We start from the raw sequence: 23,974 nt of genomic DNA on the forward strand, positions 1-23,974 counted from the left end.
CTCACTCGGCTCACAGGGCGGCCGGAAGGTCCGGCTTTCCGACGCCGGCAACGGCCGACTGCGGATCGAGTCCGGCGTCCTGGGGATGCCGCTGATCATCACGGCCGAACTCCGCCTCGACGCAGGCGCCGTCACGCTGCAGGCGGACAGCGCCGCCCTGGCAGGCCGCCCGATCGACCCGACCGCTCCCGCCATCGGCAGGGCCCTGTCGAAGCAACGACGGCAGCTGCCGCCCCTCCCCATGGGCCTGAAGGCCACCGCCGTATCCGTGGGCGCCGACGGGGTGACGGCACACGCCCACGCGCAAGGCGTGGACCTCACCTGACGCGCCCTCAGCTGAATCGCCCTGCGGCGTCCGACCCGGGTAAAAGACCCGGGCGGCGGGGGCGCGGGCACGCGACCGCCAACGCCCCACCACCATCGGCCTGTTCCTGCTCGCTCACCTCATGGGCATGCCGCCCTCGGCCCGGCCCTCGCGACCGCGCTGGTACTGCGTCAGCGAGGAGAGAGCAGACGCCTCCGCCTGGAGCGGCACGGGCGTAGCCCGGCAGTACCGGGTCGTCGGTCGCCGTACGTCTCGGTGACGAGTTGTCGGTGGGGCGCGTAGCACTCAAGGAGGACCCCGCGCCCGTACGGAGATGGACATTGCGGCCTGCGCGGAACCTCGGCTTCCCGTCCACGTCTTGATCTTCAAGACGACTGACGGAGGGTTGGGAAATGGCAGGTCAGGTAAGCCAGGCGGAGCGGGTGAAGGCGTCGGCGCCGGAGTACCAGGGGGCTCTCGGGTCTCTGTCGGTGAACGCCTCGTTGCCCGAGGTGCTCGCCCGGGGAATCGAAGAGCTGCGGGCGGCGGAGCGGGCCGGCGACCGGCGGGAGGCGGCGCGCTGCGGGCTGGCCGTGGCGGAGGCCTGCCGGCGGCTGGGGCGGATCGATGAGGCCGACCGGGCGTGGAAGGCGAGCTACCGGGCGGCGCGTTCGGCAGGTCATGAGGGTGCGATGGCGTGGGCGCTGTGGAGCGGAGGCACGCTGGCCCGGCAGCGGGGGGCGTTGCGGCTGGCGTACCGGTTGCTGCGGTTGGCGGCCGAGGCGGGTGAGCGGGGCGGCGATGTCGTCGTACGGGGCTACTCGCTGGCCGGCCTTGCCGAGACGGGACGCATACAGGGCGATTACGCGGCTGTGCGGAGGCTGCACGAGCAGTTGCTGGCCGAGGCCCGCCGGCGCGGTGAGGCCCGGCACACGGTGTGGGCGCTGGAGGGCATCGCACAGATGCATCGCAACACCGGTGCCTACGACGAGGCGCTCGCACTGTTCGAGGAGGCGGCCGAGACGGCGTTGCGTGCCGAGGACCGGCGCGGGTGGGCGTGGGCGCTGAGGGGCATCGCCGATGTGGTGTCCGTGCGGGACGGGGACGTGGAGCGCGCCCTGTCGCTGCTGTCGCAGGCGGAGGAGGCCTGCCGGGAGATCCGGTTGTCGAGCGCGCTCGCCTACAACCACAAGATGCGCGGCAACGTGCTGTATCGGGCGGGCCGGTACGCGGAGGCCCGTGAGCTGTATACGCAGGCGCTCGAGGAGTTCCGCGAGATGGAGGAGCCGCGCGGGACGGCGCTGTCGAGGCTGGGACTGGTCAAGGCGCGTGCCCGCCTGGGCCGGGACGCCGAGCAGAGCGCCGCAGAACTGGCGGAACTGCGCTCGATGCTGGACCGCATCGGGCTGCGGCACGCCCGGGAGATGGTCGAGAAGGCGGCGGCCGAGCTGGGGATCGGGCCACTGCCGGACGAGGCTGGGGCCGGGTCGCGTGTCAGCTCGGAGGCCGGGGGGCCGATGCTGGCGGCGGGCGCGGTGGAGGCACTGCGGGTGGCCGGTGCGGGTGCGGAGGGACTGCGATGAGTTCCTTCCTTTCCTCGTCGCCGGTTGGTTCCATCCCATCGCCGTCACCTGCGGGTTCCATCCCATCGCCGTCACCCGTGGGTTCCATCCCTTCGTCGTCGCGGGCGAGTTCGAACCCGTCGCCGTCGCTGGGCCGGCGCGATGCGGTGGCCGGCATCCTGGAGCGTTGCCGCGAGGCGGTCAGGCCTGCGCTGGTGGAGGCGGTAGGGCGGCTGCACCCCTGGAACGGCGAGATGGCGGCGTATGCCCTGGGCTGGAGCGATGTAGCCGGGACGCCGGATCCGGGCGGATCCGAGGGCAAGGGGGTCCGGGCGGCACTCGCTGTGCTGGGGGCCGAGGCCGTAGGAGCGGACGGCGGCGTCGCCGTCCCGGGTGCGGTGGCCGTGGAGTTGGTGCACACGTTCTCCCTGCTCCACGACGACATCATGGACGGCGACGGTCTGCGACGGCAGCGTCCGGCGGTGTGGAAGGCGTACGGGACGGGCCCTGCCGTCCTGGCCGGCGACGCACTCCACGCCCTGGCGGTGCAGACTCTGGCCGAGTCCCCCGGCCCGTGGGCTGGGGCCGCGGTCCGGAGCCTGTCCGGGACGCTGAGTGCGCTGGTGAGCGGGCAGGCCGAGGACCTGCAGTTCGAGCGGCGCCCGTGGCGCGGATCCGGTGCAGTGGGGCCGGAACAGTACCGGTCCATGGCGGAGCGCAAGACAGGGGCCTTGCTGGGCTCCGCGATCGGGCTGGGTGCGGTGCTCGGCGGCGCCCCTGCCGGGACCGTGTCGGTGCTCGAGCGGTCAGGGTGTCATCTGGGCGTCGCCTTCCAGGCGGTGGACGACCTGCTCGGCATATGGGGTGACACCGCGGTGACCGGCAAGCCCGTCCACGGCGACCTCCGGCAACGCAAGAAGACCTACCCGGTGCTGGCCGCGCTCGCCGGGGGCGGGAAAGCCGCTCAGGAGCTGGCGGTGCTGCTCGAATCCCCCGGGCCGATGGACGACGCGGCAGCGGCGCGCGCCGCTCTGCTCGTGGAGGAGGCAGGCGGGCGAGCCGCGACCCGAGAGGAGGCGCGCCGACATATGGACGCCGCCCGCTGCGGCCTGCGCGAGGCGTCGCTGACGCCCCGCGCCGCCGGGGATCTGGACGCGTTGTTCACGTACGTGCTGGAGCGCAGCTGGTGATCAGCCCACGGTCGCGACTGCGCGCAGGCCGTGCATCAAGGGGCAGGGCGCCCCGCGGGCGGGCGCCGCGGGGCGCTGAGGCGGGACCGACCGCCGGACCAGGACGGGACCGACGGCCGGACCAGGACGGGACCGACCGCCGGACCAGGACGGGACCGACCGCCGGACCGGGACGGGACCGACCGCCGGACCGGGACGGGACCGACGGCCGGGGCGATGGCAGGGCCCGCCGGCGGCCGGGGCGATGGCAGGGCCCGCCGGCGGCTGGTGCAGGGAGCTGCGGCTGGGGCCTCCGACGGTGCGCCTCAGATGCGGAGCGTCCCGGGGAACGCACCGTGACCGACGCCCGGTTCGGTGAGGGCCAGCCAGCCGTGGCCGCGCACCACGGTGTCCGGGCCGACCGCGTCGGGGTCGACCGAGAGGTACCCGCAGGCGGACCGGGCACCCATGGTGCCGGCGTTGGACGGGCTCTCGTCGTGCTCGGGGTCGAAGTCCGGGTCGTCCACCGCGATGGTCTCCCACGGCAGAGGGTCGCCCTCCCATTCGGGGTCGCCCTCGGCCACGTACTGACGGATCACCCGGCCGTTCTCGGCGACCAGCCACACGTCGGAGCCGCCGGCGTCGTCCAGGAAGAAGAACTGGGCCTGGCCGCAGTGGGCGCTGAGCCGCTCGACCGTCTCGAACATGCCGTCCCAGGGGTCGCCGACGATCAGGTCGAAGGGACCGAAGACCAGGCGCCAGCCGTTCAGCTCCGGGGTGACGAAGACCCGCCCCACGGTGCGGTCGACGCCGTCCGGCCCGGGCACCCGGATCTCCCGGCTCTCACTCGCCTGGACGCCGGCGGCGACCGTGACAGGCTGCCGGTCGTGCAGGCCCAAGGCCTCGAAGACGCCCTCGTACGACGCCCCGGGCACGGCCATCCACCAGCCGCTGAGGGTCGACGACGGAAGCCTCGGGATCTCGTCCTGGATCTTCACCCGTATCAGCCGCTCGACCGCCGCCCGGTCGCGGTCGTCAAGCGCGTCGGCACCGCCGCCCGCCACCAGCGCCGCCATCGCGCCCCGCCGGATCCTCGGGGACGCTGCCGGGTCGCGGCACAAGGAGCGCAGCCGCGGTCGGAAGGTGTCGTGCAGCAGGCGGGCGTAGTCGGATGCGGCGAAGTGGACGGTGCGGGCCCGGGCGAAACAGCCCACCAGGGCCGTCAGTCCGGCCTCGGATTCCACCCGCAGCCTGATGAGCCCCCGGAAGCCCTTGGCCGACTTCCCGTAGACCGGATCGGCCGCCAGGGACACGTACTGGTCGGCGGAGCGCTCGTCGAACACCTCGAGGAACCGATCCGCCTGCCAGTCCGTCACCTCCTTGCGCTGCCAGGCCGCCAGTACGCCGTCGAACGCCGGCGGCCCGATGTGCCGCAACGCGCGCATGACGGGCTGGAGATCGGCGGTCCGCTGCACGCCGGCCACGCCGCGCAGCAGTTCCGGCACCACGCTGTCGGCCTGCTCCGCGAGCCGTGCGGCGGCCGCCTCGATGCGCGCGGCGTCGTCGCTGTCCAGGTCCTCGAGAAGGGATTCGATCTTCATGCGCAGCACCGTAGCCCCAGCCACTGACGCCGCCCCGCGGGGTTGGTCGACCAGCCGCAGAAGCGCCGTGCCCACGTAGGCGATCGCCACATCGCCGTTCCGGAAATGCATGGCGGGGTCGGCCGGAACCCCCGTCATCGACTCGCCGAGCGCGGCTGTGATGACCTCGCGACCATCGACGGTGACCCGCACGATCACAGACTTGAGGTCCATCTCCGCCTTGGCCTGCTCGGCGATCCGCCGGATGTCGGAGGCCGGGCCCTTATCGGGCAGCCGAGAACTGACGCAGGGCCGGCGGTGGCCGCCGTAACTCGTCCCGGCACCGGCGGTCGCGGTCGTCGTGACCGGGGCGATGAGGGCCGGTGATCGCGGTGAGCGCGGCAGGGCGGGGCAGTGAAGTCCGGCGGGCGGGTCTCATGCGCGCGGTATCGGCCGGGAGTGCCCCGGACGCCGGTGCAGGGGCGGTCGACTCGCACGCGCATCACCCATCGGGCAGCGCCCTGACGGTTCGGGTAGTGCGTTCCCGGCGACCTCGTGCACCGCTGTCGGCCGGCCAGAGCCGGCCAGGCGCTCGCTGCATCCGGCTGGCCGAACTGAACGAGCGTCCCGCTGCACGTACTGGTCAGCTGAGAGGGCCCCATCAGCCGACCGAAGGCGGAACCCCCGTGTCGATCATCATCACCTTCGACTTCCCAGGTGCCACACAAGCTCAGTACGAGCAGGTCACCGACCTGATGACCGCTGGACGCGGCCTGGTCAAGAAGCCCTCGGACTGGCCCGTGCCCGGCCTGATCTCCCATGCCACCGGGCCCAGCCCCACTGGATGGTTCGTCACGGACGTCTGGGAGTCCAAGGAGGCGTTTCAGAGCTTCGGGGAGAGGCTCGCCCCGTTGCTGCGCGAGGCCGGAATGCCGCAGGTCGAACCGACGATCTACGAGGCCTTCAACGTCGTGACCGGCTGATTCCTGGACCCTGTGCCCCGAGCGCCCGCCAGACCGCCCGCTACGGCGCGGCAGCGCGGGCTCTCACCTGTCCCCTGGCACGCATCGGCGTCCAACGAACGGGCCCTGTTCGCAGCCACACGCCTGGACCGGGAACCCAAGGCCAGACGACGACGTCATCGACGATGCCTTATACCGGTGCCCTCAGTCCGGCGACGGCAGACCCTAGATACCCCCGCCGACCCCTTGTCGCGGCCAGTCCGGGGCGGGGTCCTCGGTGAGCAGCGGCCGGAGGGCGCCGAGGACCGCGCCGATGCAGGCGTCGCGCAACTGGGTGCGGGTGCAGGTCTCGTGGGTGAGCCAGTCGACGCAGAGGACCTGGACGAAGACCAGCCAGCTCTTCAGGACGGCGGACACGGCGTCGTGGGAAGTCGCGTCCGCGAGTGGGAGTACGGCCAGCAACCGCGCGCGGAGAGCGTCCAGCTCGTTCGTCATGATCGTCTGGATCACCGGGTCGCCCGCGAGGACCCGGTTCGCGGCGAGGACGGCGTTGCGGTTCGACACGAAGTAGTCAAGGTGGACGTCCATGCCCTGGATGAGCTGTTCCACCAGGGAGTCGGTGGGGTCGAACCGCGTCTCGGCGAGCAGCTGGTCCGCGGCCTGCTGGTAGACGGCCGTGAAGAGGGCCTGCTTGCTGGGGAAATGACGGTAAAGCAAGGCCCGGGAGACACCGGCCTCTTCGGCGACCTCCTCCATCAGCACGTCGGCGTACGGGTGCGCGGCGAAGAGCCGCGCGCCGACGGTGAGGAGTTGGGCGCGACGGTCGGCGGGGGTGAGTCGCTGGCGGGGAGGCACGAATGAAGTCTAGTTGACACGCATCTACTTAGCGCCCCAGTCTAGTAGACACATGTCAACTGGGCTCCATCGAGACGGCTTGGAGAGATCATGGCCAGGGCTTTGCGCACACTCACGCAACTGATGGGCTGGACCTGCGTGGCGATCGGCCTGTTCCACGTAGCACTCGGCAACGCGGCGATCCCCGGGGCCGGTTCCGCGGGCGCGACGGTCGACAGCTGGGGCCGGTTCATGGGGGCCGCCTTCGTCGGCTACGGCCTGGCCTGGCTCTGGGCCGCGCGGCAGCGTCCGATCCCGGCTCGGGCGGTGCGGTGGCTGGCCGGCGTCTTCCTCCTGGGCGGCGCGAGCCGGCTTCTCTCCCTCGCCGTGCACGGCTGGCCGCACTGGTTCCAGATCGCGCTGACCGTGATCGAGCTCGGCCTGCCACCGGTCTTCTTCTGGCTGGCCGACACGGAGGAGCGGGCCCCGCGAAACGACGCGGAGACCGTGCCCGCCGGTCGATGAAGCGCGTGAACTCGTCGGGTGAGGACTTCACGTTCACGGCTCAGCCGGGCCGGAATCCGGTGTCAGGCAATCACGGCGTGCCGTACGGCCGAGTCTCGGCCAGCGGATCGGGGCGGTGCCGGTAGAAGTACTCCGGTCGTGAACCGGCATGGTCCGGCGGGGCATTGCGGACGGTGTTGTAGGTGATGAGGCCGAGGGTGCGGGGGTGGGGTGACGTGTTGGGGGCGGAGCCGTGTACGAGATTGCCGTGGAAGAAGGCGACGCTTCCGGCGCCCCCGGTGGCCATGAATTCCCCGTGGGTACAGGAGAGTTCCTCGGCCGTCTCGGCGGGGAGCGCGTAGGAGAGGCGGGCGGAGACGAGGCCGGCGTAGTCGTTGCCGTTGTGGGATGCGAGGTCCCGTGGAGCGGGTTGCTGCTGCTCGTGAGGCGTTGTGACGCGGTGGCTGCCCGGGATGAGGCGGAGCGGGCCGTTGTCTTGGGTGATGTCGTCGAGGAAGACGGCGGCGGTCAACACGTCGGGTGCGGGCATGCCGTCGGCGTGCTGCCAGAAGGTGAAGTCACGGTGCCATTGCCAGTGCTCACCCGTGCCGGTCGACTTGGGGTTGATCTTCCACTGGAAGACGTAGGGGGCGTGGCCGAGCAGGAGGCTGGCGATGCGGAGCAATACCGAGGCCTCGGAGGCCTCCCGCCAGGGGCCGGATTTGCGGTGCAGGCCGTAGACCGCTCGTACAGTGGTGCCGTCCTGCTCGAAGAAGCGTTGCGGGCCCTCCTCATTGAGCACGGCGGGCAGTTCGGCTTGGAGCCGGTGCAGCAGGGCCTGCGGAATCAGGGACGGCAGGAAGACGAAGCCGTCGCGCTGGTAGGCGGTGAGGAGTTCATCGGGGGACCGATGAGTCATCGAGGCGGCTCCTTCGGGAAGGCGGTCGGGGTGGCGGCGAGATCAGGGCCGGGAGAGCGGGGTGCGTCGCCGCGACCGGCAGAAGGCTGCCCGGACCGGGGGTGGGGTGTCGCAGCGCAGCACAGGCATCGACAACTTCCGTGTCATGCCGGACAGGTGACGACCTCTGCGGGCACGATCGGCTCCCTCACGACTGCTGCCAGACCCCTTGGCCGTCGGTGGACCCGTACCCACCCTCCATGACAGAGCACGACCCGGTCCCGCTCAAGACCAGCATTTGGACACCACTCATTCAGCCCAACGACCCGCCGGCTCCACGGCAACGGGCCAGGTCAGGGGCTAATCCGTTGCTCCTTCGGTGAGTACTGCCGGGACGCCGAACACCTTCGGCTCGTGTCGGAACCAGCCGGTCCGGCCCACCTGGCCGGCAGTGGAGATTGCAGGCCGTAGTACGAGCGGAACGCAGTCCAGCGTTCGGCGTCCACCCGCTGCCGGGAGAAGCCCGGAACCCGGGCGGCGGCTACGTCTTTCCCACCGGCAGTACGGCCAACCCCTTGCTCACCCTCGCCGCCCGGACCTTGCGTATCGCTGACAAGCTCGCGGCGGCGCTGTGGCCGCCTGACCATGACCGTCACGCGGGAGAAAGGTCTCACCCGTGAGGAGTTCGGAGAGGGCGCGGAAATCCGCAGCGCGGGTCATGGTGGTCGACTCCTTCTCAGTCCTCTTCGAAGACCAGATCCGTGGGAGGACGGGTCATCTTGACGGTGGTTCCGGAGACTTGGACGACCTCGTCGAGTCCGGTGGTGAAGTGGCCGGTGGACAGGATCACAAAGCGGTCCGCCTCCTGGTCGAGGTAGGCGGGGAATCCCGCCAGGTCCGGGCTGCCCAGGTTGAGGTAGTCCACCAGCCGGCGGAACAGCTTGGGGAAGAGGACCACGCTGTCGGTGATCGAGCTGATTCCGGTGACTCGCGCCCCGGCCAGGGTCTTGTCGACGGTCCACACGCCCTTGGCCGGCGCTGCTTGGGCCTGCTGGACAGCGGCGGTCACCTCGTTACGCAAATCGGGGAAGAGGTTCCGGTAGTACAGCGGGTAGACCAGACCAGTCGCGATCAGGTGGTGGTTGAGGGTGGTCTGCAGCATCGGGATGTCCACGAGCACCTGCGTGCCGCTGGCGGCCGGGGCAGCGCCCCGCCCGGCGAAGGCGATGCAGCGGCGGCTGGGGTCGACGCCCCGCGTCAGGATGAAACCGGGCACACTCGCCGGCTCTGTGGACGCGACCTTTCTGTCCTCGCCCCACACCACATCGGTGAATCCCACCCAGTCCAGCAGTTCCTCTCTGGCCGCGTTCGCGTACGGGGGCGGCTGGTGAACCTCGGGGCCCGTTTGGGAGTAGTGGGTCTCCAGGGCGTCGATGGCCTCCATGCGCAGCTTGCCCCGGCCTGCCGCGTTGCGTTTGACCCGGCGGGGTCCGCGGATGAGGTCCCACTCGTCCGGGTCGTCGGGTTGGAAGTGGATGGTGTCCCCGTCCGGCTGGGTCCCCACGATCTCGTAGTGGCCCTTGATCAGGAGCATGGGCATGACGGCACGACTCCTCTCGCCCGCAGGTGTTCACGCGAGGATGGCATCACTCACGGTAACCATAGAGGGCAATGCGAACGCTGTGTGTGAGGAGGCGCGCCGCGTCGTAGCAGAGTCGTGGCCGTCGGCGTGCGGCCCACGGGCGGGATGGCGCGGGTCCGCAGGTCACGCGCGGTCCTCGACGGCGACCCCATCAGGACGGCATCGCCCCCAGCGGGCGCGCATGGTCTTCCGGAGAGGATCGGACAGCTTCACCGCCGCCTCCAGACTCGCGCGACGCGGAGAGATCGCCAATCCTGCCCGTGCAGGCACGCCGAGACGATTGCCTCTGAAGTAAGGCAAGCCTTCACCAAGATCCACTTTCGATACATGCCCTAGTTCTTCTGCAGGGCACGGGTCATGCCCGCGATGACGGCCGTCGTCAGCACCCAGCCGCAGGCGATCAGCGCATATGCCAGCCACTGGACGGTGCCGTCAGTCCAGTACCAGGCCACACGCTGCCCCAGACCACCGATGGGGATCAACAGGTCGAGCGTGTAGACGAGCGGCTGGAACGGGGGGCCTTCGTCCGGCTTCACCGGGGACGGGGAGTGTGCGCCGAAGGTCAGAGTGCCCAGCAGGGTCAGTACGAGGAGCCAGAGGCCGGCGAGCCATGGGCGATAGCCATAGCCGACGGTCACATCGAGCAGGTACCCCCATGCGCGTCTGGCCGGCGGCTGCGTGCGGCGGCGGTGGCGCTGCTTGGCCAGGAGCACCCGGCGGGCTTCGTCGTCGTGGCCGTTCGTGCGGTACCAGCTCGCTAACTGCTCGTACGGTTGCGGGCTGTAGCCCGAGCTGCGCCGTATCCACTCCACACGGTCTGCCACGGATTCTCGCCGCCCCACTGCCTCCCCTGGCTCGCCCGGCTCTGCCACCTTGATGGAGCCGTAGACGAACCCGTCCAATTCCACCGCCCTCGGCCAGCTGTGCTCGTTGTCACGGAGGTAGGACACCTGTGCGCCCCGCAGGTCCACCGTGCCGGACGGCAACTGGGCGACGGTGAGGTCGAAGTCGACGGCCTGCATCAGTGTGCCGACCAGGGCGGTGCCGTCACCATCGGGCGCCGCGTTCAGAACGGCGCCCTCGAACGTCAGGTTGTCCGAGATCCGGGCACCCCGCAGACGTACAGTGCCGTTCGCAGTGAATCCTCCGGAGAAGTTGAGCGTCGAGGTCACGACGTTGTCCATGGCAAGAGCCACTCCGCCTGGACCGGGACTTTCCAGACGCGCACCCCGCATGAACAGCCCGCCCGGCAGCTGTGCACCCATCATCCGGATCCCGCCTTGGGCAACGAATCCATCCCTGAAGAACACACCCCCTTCCGGGACCAGGCCACCGGCGGACACGGCCCATCCCCCAGGCGCAGTGATCTTGGCCCCGCTGAGGAGCACCTCGCCGGTCACGTGGGCATGGATGAGCACCACGGCAGTCACACGGCCGTGGAATGCTGAAACAGGACCGCCGTCCACGATGCACCGACGAAGGTCGAGACGTCCCTCGATGCGGGTCGACCCGGCGTCTATGCCCGGCACCCGGCTGCCCAGGATCGTGATCGTCTGAGCTGACGCCCCGAAGAGGTCCACGCGCTCCTCGAACCAGCAATCCTCGAGCCACAGGGGATGACCGATCAGCGCTCCGGCCAGATTGAGAGGTCCGGAAATCCGCGCGCCCGCCAGCCGCAGACACGCGACAGCGCCTGCTTGCGTGGTGTTCGCGCCCAAAAGCAGCGCCGCGATCACCGCTGCCCGGACCGTGCGTTCCGATCCCCACTGCCCACCCCCGGCAACGTGGTCATCCTCGGGTGTGCCTGTCCGCAGGTCTACACGACGCCCTTCGGGGAACGCGTCCCACAGCTCACGCTCCGGCGAGGTCAACTCATCGTAGGAAAGCACCCACACAGGCTAGTGACCCCGTCATCGGCTCGCTATGGCGGCGAAGGTTGAAAGGGCCGTCCAGTCGAGGCCTTCGGTGACGGCGGACTGGGCGGCTTTCTCGTCGACGAGGGATGCCGGCGGCGAACGTGGCGAGAGGGCTTGCAGGCAGTGGTTGCCGGGCATCGTGTAGCGCAGGGCGGTTCGCTGTTCGAGGGCAGCCAGGACGGCGAGTTTCATCGTCCGGCGGAGGGTGGGCTGGCCGACCAGCCAGGCAGGACAGGAGTGAGTCCTGGTCCATGGCCGTCTACGGGCGCCTGCGGAAGAACGTCATCGAACCGATGTGATTCCGGGCGCCCAGCGAGGTCTGCTGCCGCCAACTGGGCAGGGGGCGGGCCACACACCCGGACGCGGCCCCAACCCGGAATCGCCGGATCTTCCACGACGCCACCTGACCGCAGCCCGCGGGCGACGTCCGGCCTTGCAACTCTGGGCCGATCGCGTCACACGCATCAACCGCCGCTGATCTGTTGGGCGGCCTGATGCGGCACGGTATCCCGCTTGCAGACGGCGAACTCGGTGATCAACCTTGTAGACGTCAGGGCCGATGCGGGCAGTGATGCGCTCGCCCAGCCCGCCCCACGCTCCCGGTCACGAGATCGACCACTGAGCAAGCATCGCCGACAACCACGGGAGCAGCATGCCGCCTTTCGTCTACCGGATCACCAAATACGACCCCGCCGACCGCGACGAGCACGGTAGTTACATCGGGGCTGAGGAGCCGACCAGCGACCACGGGCCAGTAGAGTCCGCCTACTTGCAGGCTGTCGGAGCCTTCGCCGCGGCCGCAGGCATCGACCACCTGGCCATTCGCGAGCCTCAGATCACCAGCCCTGTCCCCTTCGGCCTCGATTCGGCGATCGAGGGCCACGGCCTGGAAGGGCTCTTTCCACCTGACCTCAGCGGGTTCCACGACGGCGCAGAGGTATCGCTCTCCGTCGGTCTGGAGCTGATCCGGGCCATGCTCCGCGGCAACGGCGCCTGGTGCCGGCTGGAAGTCGAGGACTCGTTCGCCGTGCATGTCGGGTGGGACCAATACGTCTATGTCAGGAGCGAGCAGCCCTGCGAGAGCGCCCTCGCACGCACCCGGGCACTCGGACTCTTCCCGGAACGGTTGCAGGCCTCACCGTACGAGGCGGACTTCGATGAGCCTGGCGAACAGCGACCCGCCGACGAGGACTTCTGGGCCCGCTTGCGCTGGTCCATCGCCAGCCGGGAGGCAGCCATGCTGGAGGAGGGGTACGTCGACAACGCCTCCCGTTGGCACCGCCTCACGGAGAACACCCTCGAGGGGGTACGCGCCAGGCTCACCCCGCGCTCCCAGTTGACCGTCTGGCCGGACTTGTCCGCCGACGTCGAAGCCGTTCTCGCCATGCTCCCCGACGAAGGCCCGGTGGAACTCGTGTGGGAAGACGAGAACGGGGCGATCACCAGTACGATCGCCGATGAGACCGAGTACCGGGCACTGGCCGTCCAGGTGGCGGACGCTCGGGCCGCCGCCGCCCTGCCTCTGGACGTCGAGTCACGTCACCCGCTGTTCACCGCAGTGATGCCCGACAGTGACGGCGTTCTGCGGGCCCGGTGGAGGACCGAGCTGACCCCCAGCGACCGGAACTGGGCCTTTCTGAAGACTCTTCGGCGTGGGCAGATCGTCACCGGCACGGTCACGGCGATCGCCGGGTTCGGTGTCACGTTCGTGGACATCGGCGGCTTCAGGGCAATGATCAACATTCCAGAGCTGTCCTGGAGGCACATCGACCACCCGTCCGACGTCGTCTCCGTCGGGCAGGAGGTCTCGGCCGAAATCCTCGACGTCGACATGGTCAGGGAGCGCGTGCCACTGTCTTTGAAGGCATTGCAAGAAGACCCGATGCCGCAGTTCATACAGCAGGTTGACCAAGTCGTGAACGGTGTAGTGACCAAACTCGTGCCGTTCGGTGCCTTCGTCCGAATCGAGGACCGAGAGGGTGGCCTCGAAGGACTCGTACACAACACCGAGCTGGCCCAGGAGCCCATTGCCCACCCTGAGGACGTGGTCCAGGTCGGCGACCCTCTTGTCGTAAGGATCCTCGACGTCGATCTCACCCGACGACGAATCGTCCTCTCCCACCTGCAGGCCCTCACGCACGGAGGGCCTTGACCAGCCCAGGTCATCGGCACGGCGGGATTGTCCGGCCGAGTCGACTCGACGATCGCGGGCATCGGGAGGCGCTGGGTGTATGACGCAGGAAGACCGCTAGCCCGTCACGGCGGCTCAAGCGATCATCCCAAGCCTGGCCGGCTCGCTGGCGGCGGCTCAGAGTCGGGATTGTCGCGCCATCGCCTCCGCGCGTGCCGTGTTGACACGGCCGGAAGCTGGTCGAGCACGTCCAGTGGATCTCGACACGGTGATGTCGGCGGCGCAGCTGGAGGGTGGCAGTTCGACGGGCTGCTGCACTGCCCAGGCGAAGCGGCCGTCGTCTCGCCTCGACTCCGCCACCTGTCACGACACGCCCCGGCCCTATCCGGGAAGGACGTAGCCCGCGGCCTCGTCCCAGGGCAGGTGGACGTCATCCACATGGACGTGCCACTGCGCACCGGGTACCGCTTTGCGCAGCTCCGTCACGGAGCCGAGCACGTGATCGAGGACTGGCATGATCCGGTCCAGGTCCCGCGGCAGCTTCGTGGAGCCGTCGAGGATCTCGTCCGGCTCGCTGAGGCGGTCATAGAGGTAGAGGCTCTCCTCGTCGTCGTACGGAAACGTGTCCAAGTGCACGGCGACGATGCGCTGGACCGCGGCGGCCTCGACCTCGGTCAGCGGTTCGGCGCGGGTAGCGCGGTAGTACAGGCAAACGCTCATGGAGAGAGCCTATTGAGCCTGACTTCCCGAAGCTCCCCGGGTCGGGTGCGCGACAGCCTTCAGCTCCTCAAGAAGTTGAACGGTCCGTGCCGGCCACTGCGACCGGCCAGCCTGGGCGAGCCCCGGTCTCTGGCAGGTTGCGTCCAGGGAAGTGATGTACGACTGGCGGCAGATCTGGTCGACTAACCCGCAGGAGAGGCTGAACAAGAGTTCCGCCGCCGCACCGACGTGGTCGGTATGTTCCCCGACCGCACCACCCTGATCCGCCTGGTCGGCGCGGTCTTGGCCGAGCAGAACGACGAATGGACCGAAGCCCGCCGGACGTGACCACAGGTGCCGCAGGTAGGCATGGGGTGCCGCAGCCATCGGGCTTCGGGCTTCGGGCTTCGGGCTTCGGAGGGCGCGGTAGCACAGGAGGGGCAGCGATCAGACCTGCTGTGCCGTCACGGCCACCTGCATTCGTGTCAACAGGCTGCCGAGGCTTCCTGCCGCAGCGAGCCCTGGAAGAATGGGCGAGGTGGCAGACCGCATCGAGATCGTCGAGTACGACCCTGCCTGGCCGACGATGTTCGCCAGGCTGGGTGCGGCTCTGCGTAGGGCCCTCGGCGATGCCGCAGTGCGTATCGATCACATCGGGTCCACCTCTGTGCCGGGAGTTGCGGCCAAGCCGGTGATCGACATCCAGATCTCCGTGCTGTCGCTGGAGCTGGTGGACTCTTACCTTGGGCCGCTGACCGGCATGGGCTTCGTGTACCGGGCGGACAACCCCGAACGCACCAAGCGGTACTTCCGGGAACCTCCCGGTGACCGCCGGACGCACGTGCATGTGCGACAGGTCGGCAGCTTCTCGCAGCAGTTCCCATTGCTGTTTCGCGACTACCTTCGATGCCACACGGCCGACGCGGCCGAGTACGCCGCGGTCAAGCGGCGGTTTGCGGCCGAGTTCCGCGACGACCGGCCCGGCTATGTCCAAGCCAAGGACGATTTCGTGTGGGAGATCATCCGGCGCGCCGATGCCTGGGCCCAGCACACTGGCTGGTTCCCTGGTCCGAGCGACGCCTGAATCGGGAGTACGAGGCCGCCTGCGGCGTATCGGCTGCAAGCGCCCAGGCCTTGGCAGCCGGCTCAGCGTTGGCGACCGCTCGCAGATCGCGGAGGCCAGGCTCGCGATGGCGGGAATGCCGAGTTTGTCCATCGGGACCGCGAGCCCTACGGAGTACCCCGGTTGTCCGGCCCTACGCCCGGGGAAGCGATCCGTCCCACGAGTGCGGCTTCGCATCAGGGGCCCGCCGACCCGCGGCAGCTTCGCGCCGGGAGCGCGGGTTGGTCTCGTGTCGTCCGGGGCCCACACGTCGGCCGTGGTGAGGATGCGATACATCCGAGCGGGCCGCAGTGCGCAGTTGGCGGCGGCTTCGTCGGCGACCTGGGGGCCGGGTCCGACTGGAGCTGCTCCAGCAGCGCATCCGTGATGTTGGCGTGGCGGGCTACCCCGCAGCGCAGGAAAGGCTGTTCAGCGGCGGCGAGTTGCTGGAGAGCCGCCACGGGCAGGTCTGGGTCTTGCAGGGCGACGTAGCGCACGTGCGGGTTCGGTTCGTCGACGAATGTGCGCAGCGTGTGACGGGGGAGGTTGGGGTGGTCGACGAGCAACGGTCGGACGTGGGAGACGTCGCCGTGGGGGTCACGGACCGCCGGATCGGGATGCTCTGCGATAAAGCGGCGCATCGCCGGGGACATCCGGTCCCCGCGAAGGTCCTGCGCGACGCTGTCGTCGCCGTGCGTCCGCACGGCGACGACAGCCATGCATCGGGGCAAGCCAGGCTCCAGGATGCACGCCGTGTTGGACGCGAACGGGCTGCCCCTCGTTGTCGGAGTCTCGGCCGCCAACACCCACGACAGCCGGGCATCGAAGCCCAAAGTGCTCGGTGACCTACCGTCTGCTGCCCGTCAGACGGCCCGGCCGCACTTCAGGTGACGGTCCAAGAACCGGCACCCGTCCTCCAGCTCGAACCACGGGGTGCCGGTGTGCCCTCCCGGATTGGCGTGCAGCGTCTTCTCCTTGCTGCCGAAGGCGTCGAACAGGTCCAGGGCCCGTTGCCGGGGGTTCCCCTCGTCGTCCCACTGCAGCAAGAACAGCAGCGGAATGGTGACCTGCCGGGCCTCCTCGCGCTGGGCACGGGGAACGTACCCCCCGGCGAAGAAGCCTGCGGCCGCGATGCGCGGCTCGACCACCGCCAGCCGAATGCCGAGGGCGGTCCACCCCCCGGAGTACCCGACCGGGCCGCCGATCCCGGGCAGCTCAAGGAGGGCGTCCAGGGTGGTCCGCCATTCCGGGACCGCGTTTTCGACCAGCGGGCCGATGAAGGACTCGAAGATCTCGTCGGCCGGCTCGCCGGCCTGCATCGCCCGCCGGAGGTCGGCACGGGCCTGCTCGTCGGCGGCGGAACGGGGACGGTCACCGCACCCGGCGGCGTCGATGGTGGCGACTGCGTAGCCGCGCGCCGCGGTGTACCGGGCCCGGGCCATCAGCCGGGAATCCGCCTTGGGCAGGCCGTTGTTGTGGGCCATCAGGACCAGCGGGGACGGTGCAGCGGATCCAGGCGTCCACAGGGTGCCGGGGATCTCGCCCAGGGTGAATTCGCGCTCGAGGACACCGTCGTCGAGGAGCTGTTCAGAAGTGAATTGCACGGTCGTGCCTTTCGGGAGGGCTCGTGAACGGCGCTCCCGGACGACCTATCGCCCGACCGTGGCCCCGGAGGGGAGCACCCATGTCGATACTGCGTTCACGGGTACCACCTCCTCGTTCTCTTGCACGGCCTCCGGGAGACTAGCAACGGTCGCCGTGGTCCGCCAACGGGTTTTTGCCGAGGCTCGTTGTCCCGTCGGATGGACCGGCTCGGCCGCTCCACCCAGGACCTCATCGCGATCGTGCCCGGCCTGCGCAAGCGGCGGCATGTGCTGCACCTCGCTGCACGACCCCGCGCCCGCGCCGCCCGACTCGGCCGCCCGCCGGCGATGACCGACGAGCAGGTACGTCACTCCCACGACCTGCTCGCCCGCCCGGGTTCCTCCTGGTGCCCCTACATCCCCGCCCCGGCCACCTGGCAGCGGTCCGGCGAGCATCTCCGAGACCAGGCCGTGGCCGGTCAGGTGATCAGTGAGCGCGGTGAGTTCGGCGGCGTCGCGGCCGAGCCGGTTCATCTCGTGCGCGGTGACGATGACGCCTGTGCCGGGCGGCTTCTTGGCACGCCCACCCAATGGCGCGGCGGTTCCCACGCTCGCCCCGGCCCCGGCCCCGGCCCTGGCCCCGGCCCCTGCCTCTGCCCCTGCCCCTGCCCCTGCCCCTGCCCCTGCCCAACGGATGGTCCGGGGCCTTTCGTTGTTTCTTCCCCACGCCGTTGCCCAACGTGGTGTTGGTGTGCGCGGTTGCGTCCGCTGACGGCGGGGGCCAACTGCGTGGTCAGTAGACCCTCGGCCCGGTGTCGGTGATGTTCACGGTCTGGTTGTAGCCGATCGGCTCCTCGCCCTTGGAGACTTTCTCGCACTTGTACTTGGTCTTGCCGAAGGGGACCAGCACTGCCTTGGGGATGTCGTCGCACAGTGCGTAGTCGAGAGTGGAGTCGTTGCCGAACATGATGCGTGCCACGCCCTCGCGAGTCAGGAGCCCCTGACGGGGAAACGCCTGGTACTCCACGACGTTCTCGGACCAGCCTTTCTCTCCGATGGTCACCTGCCACGCGACTTCCACGCCGTCGTAGGTGATCGTGCATGTGGCCGTGGTGCCAGGCTTCGAGCCCATGCCCTTCGGGCACTTACCGGTGACCGCACCAGGGGCGTTGGCCATGGCGAGGGTCTTACGCTGCAACTCGTAGGCCACATTCTCGGCGAAGGCGGCGTCGGCAGCCGGCGACGCCGTCGGCTCCAGGTTCGGTCCGCCGACCGGCTTCGTCAGCTTCTGCGGTAGCAACTGGCCGACCAGTTCCGGCTTCGCATCGGCGTCAGAGCCGCCTCCGCTTCCGCATCCCGTGGCCAACAGACACACCGCCCCGACCGCTGTGATGATCTTCATTCGCATGATCGTTACCCTATCGACGGGCAGCGTGCGCAGATTCGGGGTCCCAGCAGTGGTCGACCGCGCGGCCGCCGTGGCAGATCGTGCGGGACAGCCAGTGTCGGACAAGGGCCCGGTGCCCGCGATGCAGCGGCGAGCCGTGATCTCCAACGTCAAGCTGCCGGCTGTGCGGTGGTCGGTCATGGTTGCTTGCCGTTGTCGGCGATGACGCGCAGCGCGGCGAGCAGGGTGTCGGGGTCCGCCAGCTCCGTCGTGGCCGTGGGCTCTCGGATCCAGGCGGCGCGGCTGGTCGCGGTGCCGCCCGGCTCGGGGACGACGAGCCAGTCCGACTCGCTCAGGGCGTCGGTTCCCGGCTCGGACCACTGCGCGGCGGTGCCGGTGGGGACGAGGACGTACACGCGGTCGATGCGGAGGTCGGACAGTACGACCCAGTTGTCGCAGACGGGACCGAGGGTCTCGGCGACGGCGACCATGCGCCGGTAGCGCATGGAGACAGCGTCCCAGTCGGTGCCGGCGGGGATGAGGGCCACGGCGAGGAGGCTGCGCCACTCTTCCCAGACCTGGTCCGGGTCGGGGTGGGCGGCGGCGATCCATACGGCGCCGGGGTGGGGCTTGTCGTGATGCATCGTCATCCTCCGGTAGGGCAGCGGTCGCAGACCCGTACAGGCCACCCGAGGCGGCTGGTGGTCGTGCTTGCCGGCGCGGATGTCCACCGAGGCGTGTACGGATGACATGAGGGCAACCCCTCAGTAGGGCGGTTCGCGGACGGGAGTAGCGCGCACCGACACTCAGGAGGACGAGGTTGACGGCGAGTCGCGGAGGCGCGCGACCGATGCCTGAGAGCGCTCCCAGACTCTTGACCGGAGCACGACAGCGGGGTTCACTCAACCACGCTCACAGGTCCAGACCTTCCTGGAATCGAGGCCATCCATGTCCGTGCCCTCGCGCAGTCGCGCGCTACGGCTGGCGGCGCTCGCCACCGCCGCTCTGACCCTCGCCCTCAGCTCGGGATCCGCCACGTCCGCCGCCCCGCAACCCGCCCCGGCGAAGGCGGTATCAGCCGCGGACGCCGTCACCTTCGAGGACACCTTCGACGGCCCGGCCGGCGCCGCCGTCGACCCCGCCAAGTGGCAGATCGAGACCGGGGACAACGTCAACAACCATGAACGGCAGTGGTACACGCCCGGCGCCGCCAATGCCGCGCTCGACGGCGGCGGCAATCTGGTGATCACCGCCCGCCGCGAGAATCCCGGCAACTACCAGTGCTGGTACGGCCGGTGCGAGTACACGTCCGCCCGGCTGAACACCGCCGGCCGGTTCACCCAGACGTACGGGCACGTCGAGGCTCGGATGAAGGTGCCGCGCGGGCAAGGCATGTGGCCGGCGTTCTGGATGCTCGGCCATGACATCGGCCAGGTCGGCTGGCCGAACAGCGGTGAGATCGACGTCATGGAGAACGTCGGGTACGAGCCGTCGACCGTCCACGGCACCCTCCACGGGCCGGGGTACTCGGGCGGCGGCGGCATCGGCGCCGCCTACACCCTGTCCGGTGGCCGCGCCTTCGCCGACGACTTCCACACCTTCGCCGTCGACTGGGCGCCGGACTCCATCACCTGGTCGGTGGACGGGCAGGTCTACCAGCGCCGCACCCCCGCCGATCTGGGCGGCCGCCAGTGGGTGTTCGACAAGCCGTTCTTCCTCATCCTGAACCTCGCGGTGGGCGGCGACTGGCCGGGCAACCCGGACGGGTCGACCCCCTTCCCGGGCCACCTCGTCGTCGACTATGTGCGCGTCACCACGTCGAGCGGCGGCGGGGGCGGCCCCACCGGCACCTTCGTCGGCCTGGCCGGCAAGTGCCTGGACGTGGCCGGGGCTCAGTCGGCGAACGGCACCCAGGTCCAGCTCTACACGTGCAACGGCACCGCCGCCCAGCGCTGGACCCTGCCGGGCGACGGAACGGTACGGGCACTCGGCAAGTGCCTGGACGTCAGCGGCGGCTCCACCGACCCCGGCGCCAAGGTCCAGCTGTGGGACTGCAACGGCACCGGCGCGCAGCGCTTCGACTACAACGGCACCACACGGGACCTGGTGAACGTCCCGGCCGACAAATGCGTGGACGTGCGCGACAACAACTCGGCCGACGCGACCCCAGTGCTGGTCTGGTGGTGCAGCGGGAACGCGAACCAGAAGTGGACCTTCACGGGTTGACGCCGGCCGCCCCGGACCGGGTGTGGGTGCGGCCGACAGCGGGCCGGAGCGTTGCCCCGGCCCCCGAGGACGGTGACGGTACAGACATCAGCGCGGCCCGTTCGGGCTCCGACAGCCCGGACGGGCCCTGCTGATAGGGCGACTCGATGCGGAGGAAGGACCGCCCGCTGTCCGGCTGCCTGCCCCGCACATGGTCGGCTGCCAGATCTACGGCCCCTACGCGCCCCGGACGTCCGCCCCACCGGCCAGATCGGTACGTCCGCCGCACTTCCTGACGCCGGTGGCCGCTCCCCGCGTGCGGGGCGCGGCCACACTGGCGAGACTGGAGGTATGGCGCACAAGGCATTCCTGGAGGGCGGCCCGGACGACCTGCCGGAGCGGATCGTCCCGGTCGAGACCCCCGGAGAGGACCTGAAGATCCCGCATCGCGGCGGCTACGAGCACTTCCGTGAGACCTCGCGGCGGGAGGACACGGTGGCCGGCACCCTGCGGGTGTACGAGTGGTGGGAGCGCACGGAGGTCGCCGAGTAGCGAACCCTGCCGGCGGGGCCGATCGACCGGGTGGAGCCAGTCCGCCCAGGGCGGGGACACCGCCCAGACGGTGTCCGCGACGGAGGTGATGCCGCCGTCCCACGGGTGGGGCCCGTGGGAGGCGGAGATGCCAGAGTTCGGCGGACTGGTGCCGCAGAAAGCGGTCGGGGAAGTCGGCCGACGCCAGGCGCACCCCGCCGCCCGGTGCCTCGGTGGCGTACCGGGTCTCGTCCAGGCGGAAGAGCCCACTGCCGTCGGACGGCTCGCGGCGGATCCACACCGCTGCGGCCGCCGCCCCGGCCCTGCGTCTTCCAGGGTGTTCGGCGCGAACAGCATGCGTTCCCCCGTCCTGGGCGCGAAGTACCCCGCGACGACGATCGGCTCCACAGCGACCGCCTTCATCGCGGCCCACTCGGTGTCGTGCTCAGGCCGCACTCAGCGACCATCCGTATCGCACGGCGGCGCGCCTCAACGCGCGGGTGGCACAGCCGCACCGCGATGCTTGATGTTGATGGCCCAGGCCTTGGCCATTGCCACGGGGTTCAAGAAGCGCAGCGGACCGATCAGGCGGGCGGCGAACATGTACATGTGCCGCGCCATCGACTCATCGCGCGCTGCAGCCGAGAACATCAGCTGCTCCCCGGGATTGAACGCACGGGCCTTGGCGAAGTCGACGGCCAGGTTCTGGTGGCCGCGCAGACGGCGCCGGTGGGTGCGCGCGTACGCCGCGAGCGACCTGTCGAGGTCACCCCGGCCGGCTGCGGCCGAGGCGACCGCCTCCGCGAGCCATTGCGCGGACTGCAGTGCCCACCCGCACCCCACTCCCCACAGCGGATCGCCGGTCAGGGCGGCGTCGCCGATGAGCGCGATGCCCGGTGCGGTCGGGTCGCGGGTGAGAAGGGGGTAGTTGACAGTGCCGATGATCTTCGTGATGCGCTCGGCGGAGTCGATGGGCGGCGCCTCGGGCAGGGCGCGGACGAACTCGAGGAAGCTGCCCTCGAGATCCTCCTTGAAGGCCGGCAGCCGCTTCTTGTCCGGAAGCACCGCGAGGACCGTGACCCCGTCGTCGTTCGGAAACGCGTAAGCCATGTCGGGCTCGAGGAACCAGGTCTGACCGATCCCGCCCTGCAGCGGAAGATTGCGGAAGTGCGCGAGATAGCCGAACCGCGTGTTCTCGTGCAGCCGGGTGGGCACCTCGGCGAACTTGGCCACGGCCGAGTCCTTGCCATCGGCGCCGACCACCAGGCGGGCCCGGATCTCCCGCTCGCCCTGGGGCGTCGACGCAAGCACCCCCACGGTTCGTCCGGTCTCCCGGACCAGCCCGGTCACCTGGTGACCGAGGAGCAGATCGACGCCAGGCGTCTCCGCCGCATGGGACCTGATCAGCGGATCGAGGGTGCTGCGCCGAATGTTGTACCCGTACGGCAGCTCGGGTCCCCCGGGCGCGGCCCTCGGTTCGATCCATCCCCAGCGGGTGTACCAGCGGGCGTCGTTGTGGAGGGCCCCCGCCTTCTCGATGGCGGGTATGAGGCCGAGTTCGTCCAGTACCGGGTAGGCGTTGGCCGTGATGGAGTGGGTGCACAGCACCTTGTAGGCCTCAGGGTCCGAGCGGCGTTCCAGCAGTGCGACGCGCACACCGCGCCGCGCCAGCAAGATCGCCGCGGCACTGCCGGCGAGGCTGGCTCCGCTGATCACGACGTCGTAGTCGTATCCCGCGCTCTCAGGCTTGGTCATGCGCCGATCGCCCCCTTCGGACTGCGCTGGTGTCAGGCACATGACCAATAGTAGGGAGCTGAGGATCGGGTGATGTGTTGCCTGTACTTCATCTTCAAGCGGCGCGACGGGCTGCAGGCAGGCTCGCGGGCTCGGCTCACGGGCCCCAGTACGCAGCGAGTGCTCCCTCTCGGTACGGTGCCGGGCTCACGCTGAGTTCGCCCGCGAAGGGGCGGTCGAGGACGAAGACCAGCAGCAGGCTGAAGCCGATGAGAGCGGCGACCGAGGCGACGAAGAGAAGTTGGATCCGCAGCCTGCGCATGCCGTACAGGAAGGTGAGCGGGATCAAGACGAGCGCGCCCCCGAAGGCCAGGACCTGCAGCAGTGGGGGCAGTTGCTGCTCGGCCATGGTCAGGCGGGCCCGGCGCTGGGCGGCCACGTCGTTGAGATGGGTGACGGCCTCCGCGTAGAAGACCTCTTCGCGGGCCGTCTTCGGGTCGTACGACTGCAGCACGTCGAAGACGGCCTGGAGCTTGGTGCCAGTGGCCTCGTAGCTCGGCTCCCCCGCGCGCATCCGGGGCCACTGGATTTCCACGACCGAGTGCACGTAGCCGCTCAGCGCGACGTCGAGGCGAGCGCGGACCTCGGGCTGGAAGGCGGCGGCATCGCGGGCGATGAGCGCGACGTCGGTGGCCTCGGTAGCCACAACGGTCTGCGTGCTCTCCAACTGCGTCCAGAGGGTGACGATGACGAAGGCGAGGATGATCCCGTAGATCGCGCCGAACATCCCCAGCGTCACCCCGACCATGTCGTTGTGCTCGCCCTCTGCCAGCGACGGGTATCTGCGGCGTGCGATCACGCTGCCGGCGACGGCCAGGACGACGGTCCCGCCGACGGTGATCACGGCCAGGGTGAAGGTGCTGAAACTATTGAGCAGCCAGAGCAACATGTGCGGGGAGTCTAGGGACGTGACGGGCCCCAGCTGTGCCCGCACGGCGCCCGTTCCGCAGCACAGCCGCCGGACTGCCCGCATACGCGCCCCCAGAAGTCCACACCATCGAGTGAGACGGCACCGGATCCCGGCCCGTACTCACGATCACTGAACCAAGCGCGCCGTGTGACCGCATGACGTCGGCGCGGGTACAGAAGCGGTCGGCGTGGCTGTGGCAGCCACCAGTGCGGCAGGAGTTCTCCGGTGACGAGGCCGGCTGAACGCCGCCAACTCGGCCGC

At 69.8% G+C, this 23,974-nt stretch carries 21 protein-coding genes and 3 pseudogenes; 11 read left to right on the forward strand and 13 right to left on the reverse strand.

The features are described 5' to 3' along the window. The 3 genes and pseudogenes from VIU94_RS17025 to VIU94_RS17035 form a co-directional block, all read left to right on the forward strand. A pseudogene (locus tag VIU94_RS17025) lies at positions 1 to 325 on the forward strand (DUF2993 domain-containing protein); the annotation flags it as partial. Between the two features lie 392 nt (positions 326 to 717). Continuing rightward, positions 718 to 1,887, forward strand: a complete 1,170-nt coding sequence (locus VIU94_RS17030) for a tetratricopeptide repeat protein (protein ID WP_331912363.1) — start codon at positions 718 to 720, stop codon at positions 1,885 to 1,887. A 77-nt stretch (positions 1,888 to 1,964) separates the two neighbouring features. Then, positions 1,965 to 3,056 (forward strand): polyprenyl synthetase family protein, encoded by a 1,092-nt coding sequence (locus VIU94_RS17035; protein ID WP_414720965.1) that lies wholly within the window; start codon positions 1,965 to 1,967, stop codon positions 3,054 to 3,056. A gap of 305 nt (positions 3,057 to 3,361) precedes the next feature. Here the strand turns inward: VIU94_RS17035 and VIU94_RS17040 are convergent, their stop codons facing one another. Beyond that, a complete protein-coding gene (locus tag VIU94_RS17040; RefSeq protein WP_331912365.1) occupies positions 3,362 to 4,849 on the reverse strand; it encodes a hypothetical protein in 1,488 nt (495 codons plus the stop codon). Positions 4,850 to 5,301: 452 nt separating this feature from the next. On the opposite strand from VIU94_RS17040, the gene VIU94_RS17045 reads away from it, so the two are divergent. Further along, positions 5,302 to 5,598 (forward strand): hypothetical protein, encoded by a 297-nt coding sequence (locus VIU94_RS17045; protein WP_331912367.1) that lies wholly within the window; start codon positions 5,302 to 5,304, stop codon positions 5,596 to 5,598. Between the two features lie 204 nt (positions 5,599 to 5,802). Here VIU94_RS17045 and VIU94_RS17050 read toward each other — a convergent pair whose 3' ends face one another. After that, positions 5,803 to 6,432 carry a TetR/AcrR family transcriptional regulator gene (locus tag VIU94_RS17050; protein ID WP_331912369.1) on the reverse strand — a complete coding sequence of 210 codons (630 nt, stop codon included), beginning with the start codon at positions 6,430 to 6,432 and terminating at the stop codon, positions 5,803 to 5,805. 90 nt (positions 6,433 to 6,522) lie between these two features. Between VIU94_RS17050 and VIU94_RS17055 the strand changes: the two genes are divergently transcribed. Beyond that, positions 6,523 to 6,936 carry a DUF4345 domain-containing protein gene (locus tag VIU94_RS17055; protein ID WP_331912371.1) on the forward strand — a complete coding sequence of 138 codons (414 nt, stop codon included), beginning with the start codon at positions 6,523 to 6,525 and terminating at the stop codon, positions 6,934 to 6,936. 70 nt (positions 6,937 to 7,006) lie between these two features. On the opposite strand, the gene VIU94_RS17060 is transcribed toward VIU94_RS17055, so the two are convergent. From VIU94_RS17060 to VIU94_RS17075, 4 genes are all read right to left on the reverse strand, one after another. Beyond that, positions 7,007 to 7,834 (reverse strand): phytanoyl-CoA dioxygenase family protein, encoded by an 828-nt coding sequence (locus VIU94_RS17060; protein WP_331912373.1) that lies wholly within the window; start codon positions 7,832 to 7,834, stop codon positions 7,007 to 7,009. Between the two features lie 715 nt (positions 7,835 to 8,549). Next, on the reverse strand, positions 8,550 to 9,413 hold the full coding sequence (locus VIU94_RS17065; protein WP_331912375.1) for a nuclease: 864 nt from the start codon (positions 9,411 to 9,413) through the stop codon (positions 8,550 to 8,552). Between the two features lie 374 nt (positions 9,414 to 9,787). Continuing rightward, a complete protein-coding gene (locus VIU94_RS17070) occupies positions 9,788 to 11,344 on the reverse strand; it encodes an oxidoreductase (protein ID WP_331912377.1) in 1,557 nt (518 codons plus the stop codon). Between the two features lie 21 nt (positions 11,345 to 11,365). Continuing rightward, positions 11,366 to 11,563 carry a hypothetical protein gene (locus VIU94_RS17075; RefSeq protein WP_331912379.1) on the reverse strand — a complete coding sequence of 66 codons (198 nt, stop codon included), beginning with the start codon at positions 11,561 to 11,563 and terminating at the stop codon, positions 11,366 to 11,368. 460 nt (positions 11,564 to 12,023) lie between these two features. On the opposite strand from VIU94_RS17075, the gene VIU94_RS17080 reads away from it, so the two are divergent. Then, entirely contained in the window at positions 12,024 to 13,523 is a 1,500-nt protein-coding gene (locus VIU94_RS17080) for a S1 RNA-binding domain-containing protein (protein ID WP_331912381.1), read from the forward strand. A gap of 360 nt (positions 13,524 to 13,883) precedes the next feature. On the opposite strand, the gene VIU94_RS17085 is transcribed toward VIU94_RS17080, so the two are convergent. Further along, positions 13,884 to 14,222 carry a hypothetical protein gene (locus tag VIU94_RS17085; protein WP_331912383.1) on the reverse strand — a complete coding sequence of 113 codons (339 nt, stop codon included), beginning with the start codon at positions 14,220 to 14,222 and terminating at the stop codon, positions 13,884 to 13,886. Between the two features lie 163 nt (positions 14,223 to 14,385). On the opposite strand from VIU94_RS17085, the pseudogene VIU94_RS17090 reads away from it, so the two are divergent. From VIU94_RS17090 to VIU94_RS17100, 3 genes and pseudogenes are all read left to right on the forward strand, one after another. Continuing rightward, positions 14,386 to 14,543: pseudogene (locus tag VIU94_RS17090) on the forward strand (transposase); the annotation flags it as partial. A gap of 196 nt (positions 14,544 to 14,739) precedes the next feature. Continuing rightward, complete coding sequence (locus VIU94_RS17095) at positions 14,740 to 15,285, forward strand: GrpB family protein (RefSeq protein WP_331912385.1); 546 nt, start codon at positions 14,740 to 14,742, stop codon at positions 15,283 to 15,285. A gap of 738 nt (positions 15,286 to 16,023) precedes the next feature. Continuing rightward, positions 16,024 to 16,146, forward strand: a pseudogene (locus VIU94_RS17100) (IS5/IS1182 family transposase); the annotation flags it as partial. Between the two features lie 20 nt (positions 16,147 to 16,166). Here VIU94_RS17100 and VIU94_RS17105 read toward each other — a convergent pair. The 4 genes from VIU94_RS17105 to VIU94_RS17120 all read right to left on the reverse strand — a co-directional run bounded on the left by VIU94_RS17105 (position 16,167) and on the right by VIU94_RS17120 (position 19,025). Further along, complete coding sequence (locus tag VIU94_RS17105) at positions 16,167 to 16,907, reverse strand: dienelactone hydrolase family protein (RefSeq protein WP_331912387.1); 741 nt, start codon at positions 16,905 to 16,907, stop codon at positions 16,167 to 16,169. 45 nt (positions 16,908 to 16,952) lie between these two features. Then, positions 16,953 to 17,495 (reverse strand): hypothetical protein, encoded by a 543-nt coding sequence (locus VIU94_RS17110; RefSeq protein WP_331912389.1) that lies wholly within the window; start codon positions 17,493 to 17,495, stop codon positions 16,953 to 16,955. 184 nt (positions 17,496 to 17,679) lie between these two features. Next, positions 17,680 to 18,288 carry a hypothetical protein gene (locus VIU94_RS17115; RefSeq protein ID WP_331912391.1) on the reverse strand — a complete coding sequence of 203 codons (609 nt, stop codon included), beginning with the start codon at positions 18,286 to 18,288 and terminating at the stop codon, positions 17,680 to 17,682. A 182-nt stretch (positions 18,289 to 18,470) separates the two neighbouring features. Then, positions 18,471 to 19,025: a hypothetical protein gene (locus VIU94_RS17120; protein WP_331912393.1), complete on the reverse strand. Its 555-nt coding sequence runs from the start codon at positions 19,023 to 19,025 to the stop codon at positions 18,471 to 18,473. Positions 19,026 to 19,221: 196 nt separating this feature from the next. On the opposite strand from VIU94_RS17120, the gene VIU94_RS17125 reads away from it, so the two are divergent. Then, complete coding sequence (locus tag VIU94_RS17125) at positions 19,222 to 20,499, forward strand: ricin-type beta-trefoil lectin domain protein (RefSeq protein WP_331912395.1); 1,278 nt, start codon at positions 19,222 to 19,224, stop codon at positions 20,497 to 20,499. A 330-nt stretch (positions 20,500 to 20,829) separates the two neighbouring features. Next, complete coding sequence (locus VIU94_RS17130; RefSeq protein ID WP_331912397.1) at positions 20,830 to 21,030, forward strand: DUF5988 family protein; 201 nt, start codon at positions 20,830 to 20,832, stop codon at positions 21,028 to 21,030. Positions 21,031 to 21,498: 468 nt separating this feature from the next. On the opposite strand, the gene VIU94_RS17135 is transcribed toward VIU94_RS17130, so the two are convergent. Next, positions 21,499 to 22,725: an NAD(P)/FAD-dependent oxidoreductase gene (locus VIU94_RS17135; RefSeq protein WP_331912399.1), complete on the reverse strand. Its 1,227-nt coding sequence runs from the start codon at positions 22,723 to 22,725 to the stop codon at positions 21,499 to 21,501. 175 nt (positions 22,726 to 22,900) lie between these two features. Next, positions 22,901 to 23,692: a bestrophin-like domain gene (locus VIU94_RS17140; protein WP_331912401.1), complete on the reverse strand. Its 792-nt coding sequence runs from the start codon at positions 23,690 to 23,692 to the stop codon at positions 22,901 to 22,903. Positions 23,693 to 23,974 lie beyond the last annotated feature (282 nt).

Origin of the sequence: Streptomyces sp. (genome assembly GCF_036566765.1) — a bacterium.
In the GTDB taxonomy this organism is placed as follows: Bacteria; Actinomycetota; Actinomycetes; order Streptomycetales; family Streptomycetaceae; genus Streptomyces.

Bases quoted from the DNA above. Each gene is read 5' to 3' on its own strand.
- VIU94_RS17030 (WP_331912363.1), top strand. From the start codon at position 718: ATGGCAGGTCAGGTAAGCCAGGCGGAGCGGGTGAAGGCGTCGGCGCCG.
- VIU94_RS17040 (WP_331912365.1), bottom strand. From the start codon at position 4,849: ATGGACCTCAAGTCTGTGATCGTGCGGGTCACCGTCGATGGTCGCGAG.
- VIU94_RS17055 (WP_331912371.1), top strand. From the start codon at position 6,523: ATGGCCAGGGCTTTGCGCACACTCACGCAACTGATGGGCTGGACCTGC.
- VIU94_RS17060 (WP_331912373.1), bottom strand. From the start codon at position 7,834: ATGACTCATCGGTCCCCCGATGAACTCCTCACCGCCTACCAGCGCGAC.
- VIU94_RS17065 (WP_331912375.1), bottom strand. From the start codon at position 9,413: ATGCCCATGCTCCTGATCAAGGGCCACTACGAGATCGTGGGGACCCAG.
- VIU94_RS17075 (WP_331912379.1), bottom strand. From the start codon at position 11,563: ATGAAACTCGCCGTCCTGGCTGCCCTCGAACAGCGAACCGCCCTGCGC.
- VIU94_RS17080 (WP_331912381.1), top strand. From the start codon at position 12,024: ATGCCGCCTTTCGTCTACCGGATCACCAAATACGACCCCGCCGACCGC.
- VIU94_RS17085 (WP_331912383.1), bottom strand. From the start codon at position 14,222: ATGAGCGTTTGCCTGTACTACCGCGCTACCCGCGCCGAACCGCTGACC.
- VIU94_RS17115 (WP_331912391.1), bottom strand. From the start codon at position 18,288: ATGAAGATCATCACAGCGGTCGGGGCGGTGTGTCTGTTGGCCACGGGA.
- VIU94_RS17120 (WP_331912393.1), bottom strand. From the start codon at position 19,025: ATGTCATCCGTACACGCCTCGGTGGACATCCGCGCCGGCAAGCACGAC.
- VIU94_RS17125 (WP_331912395.1), top strand. From the start codon at position 19,222: ATGTCCGTGCCCTCGCGCAGTCGCGCGCTACGGCTGGCGGCGCTCGCC.
- VIU94_RS17130 (WP_331912397.1), top strand. From the start codon at position 20,830: ATGGCGCACAAGGCATTCCTGGAGGGCGGCCCGGACGACCTGCCGGAG.
- VIU94_RS17140 (WP_331912401.1), bottom strand. From the start codon at position 23,692: ATGTTGCTCTGGCTGCTCAATAGTTTCAGCACCTTCACCCTGGCCGTG.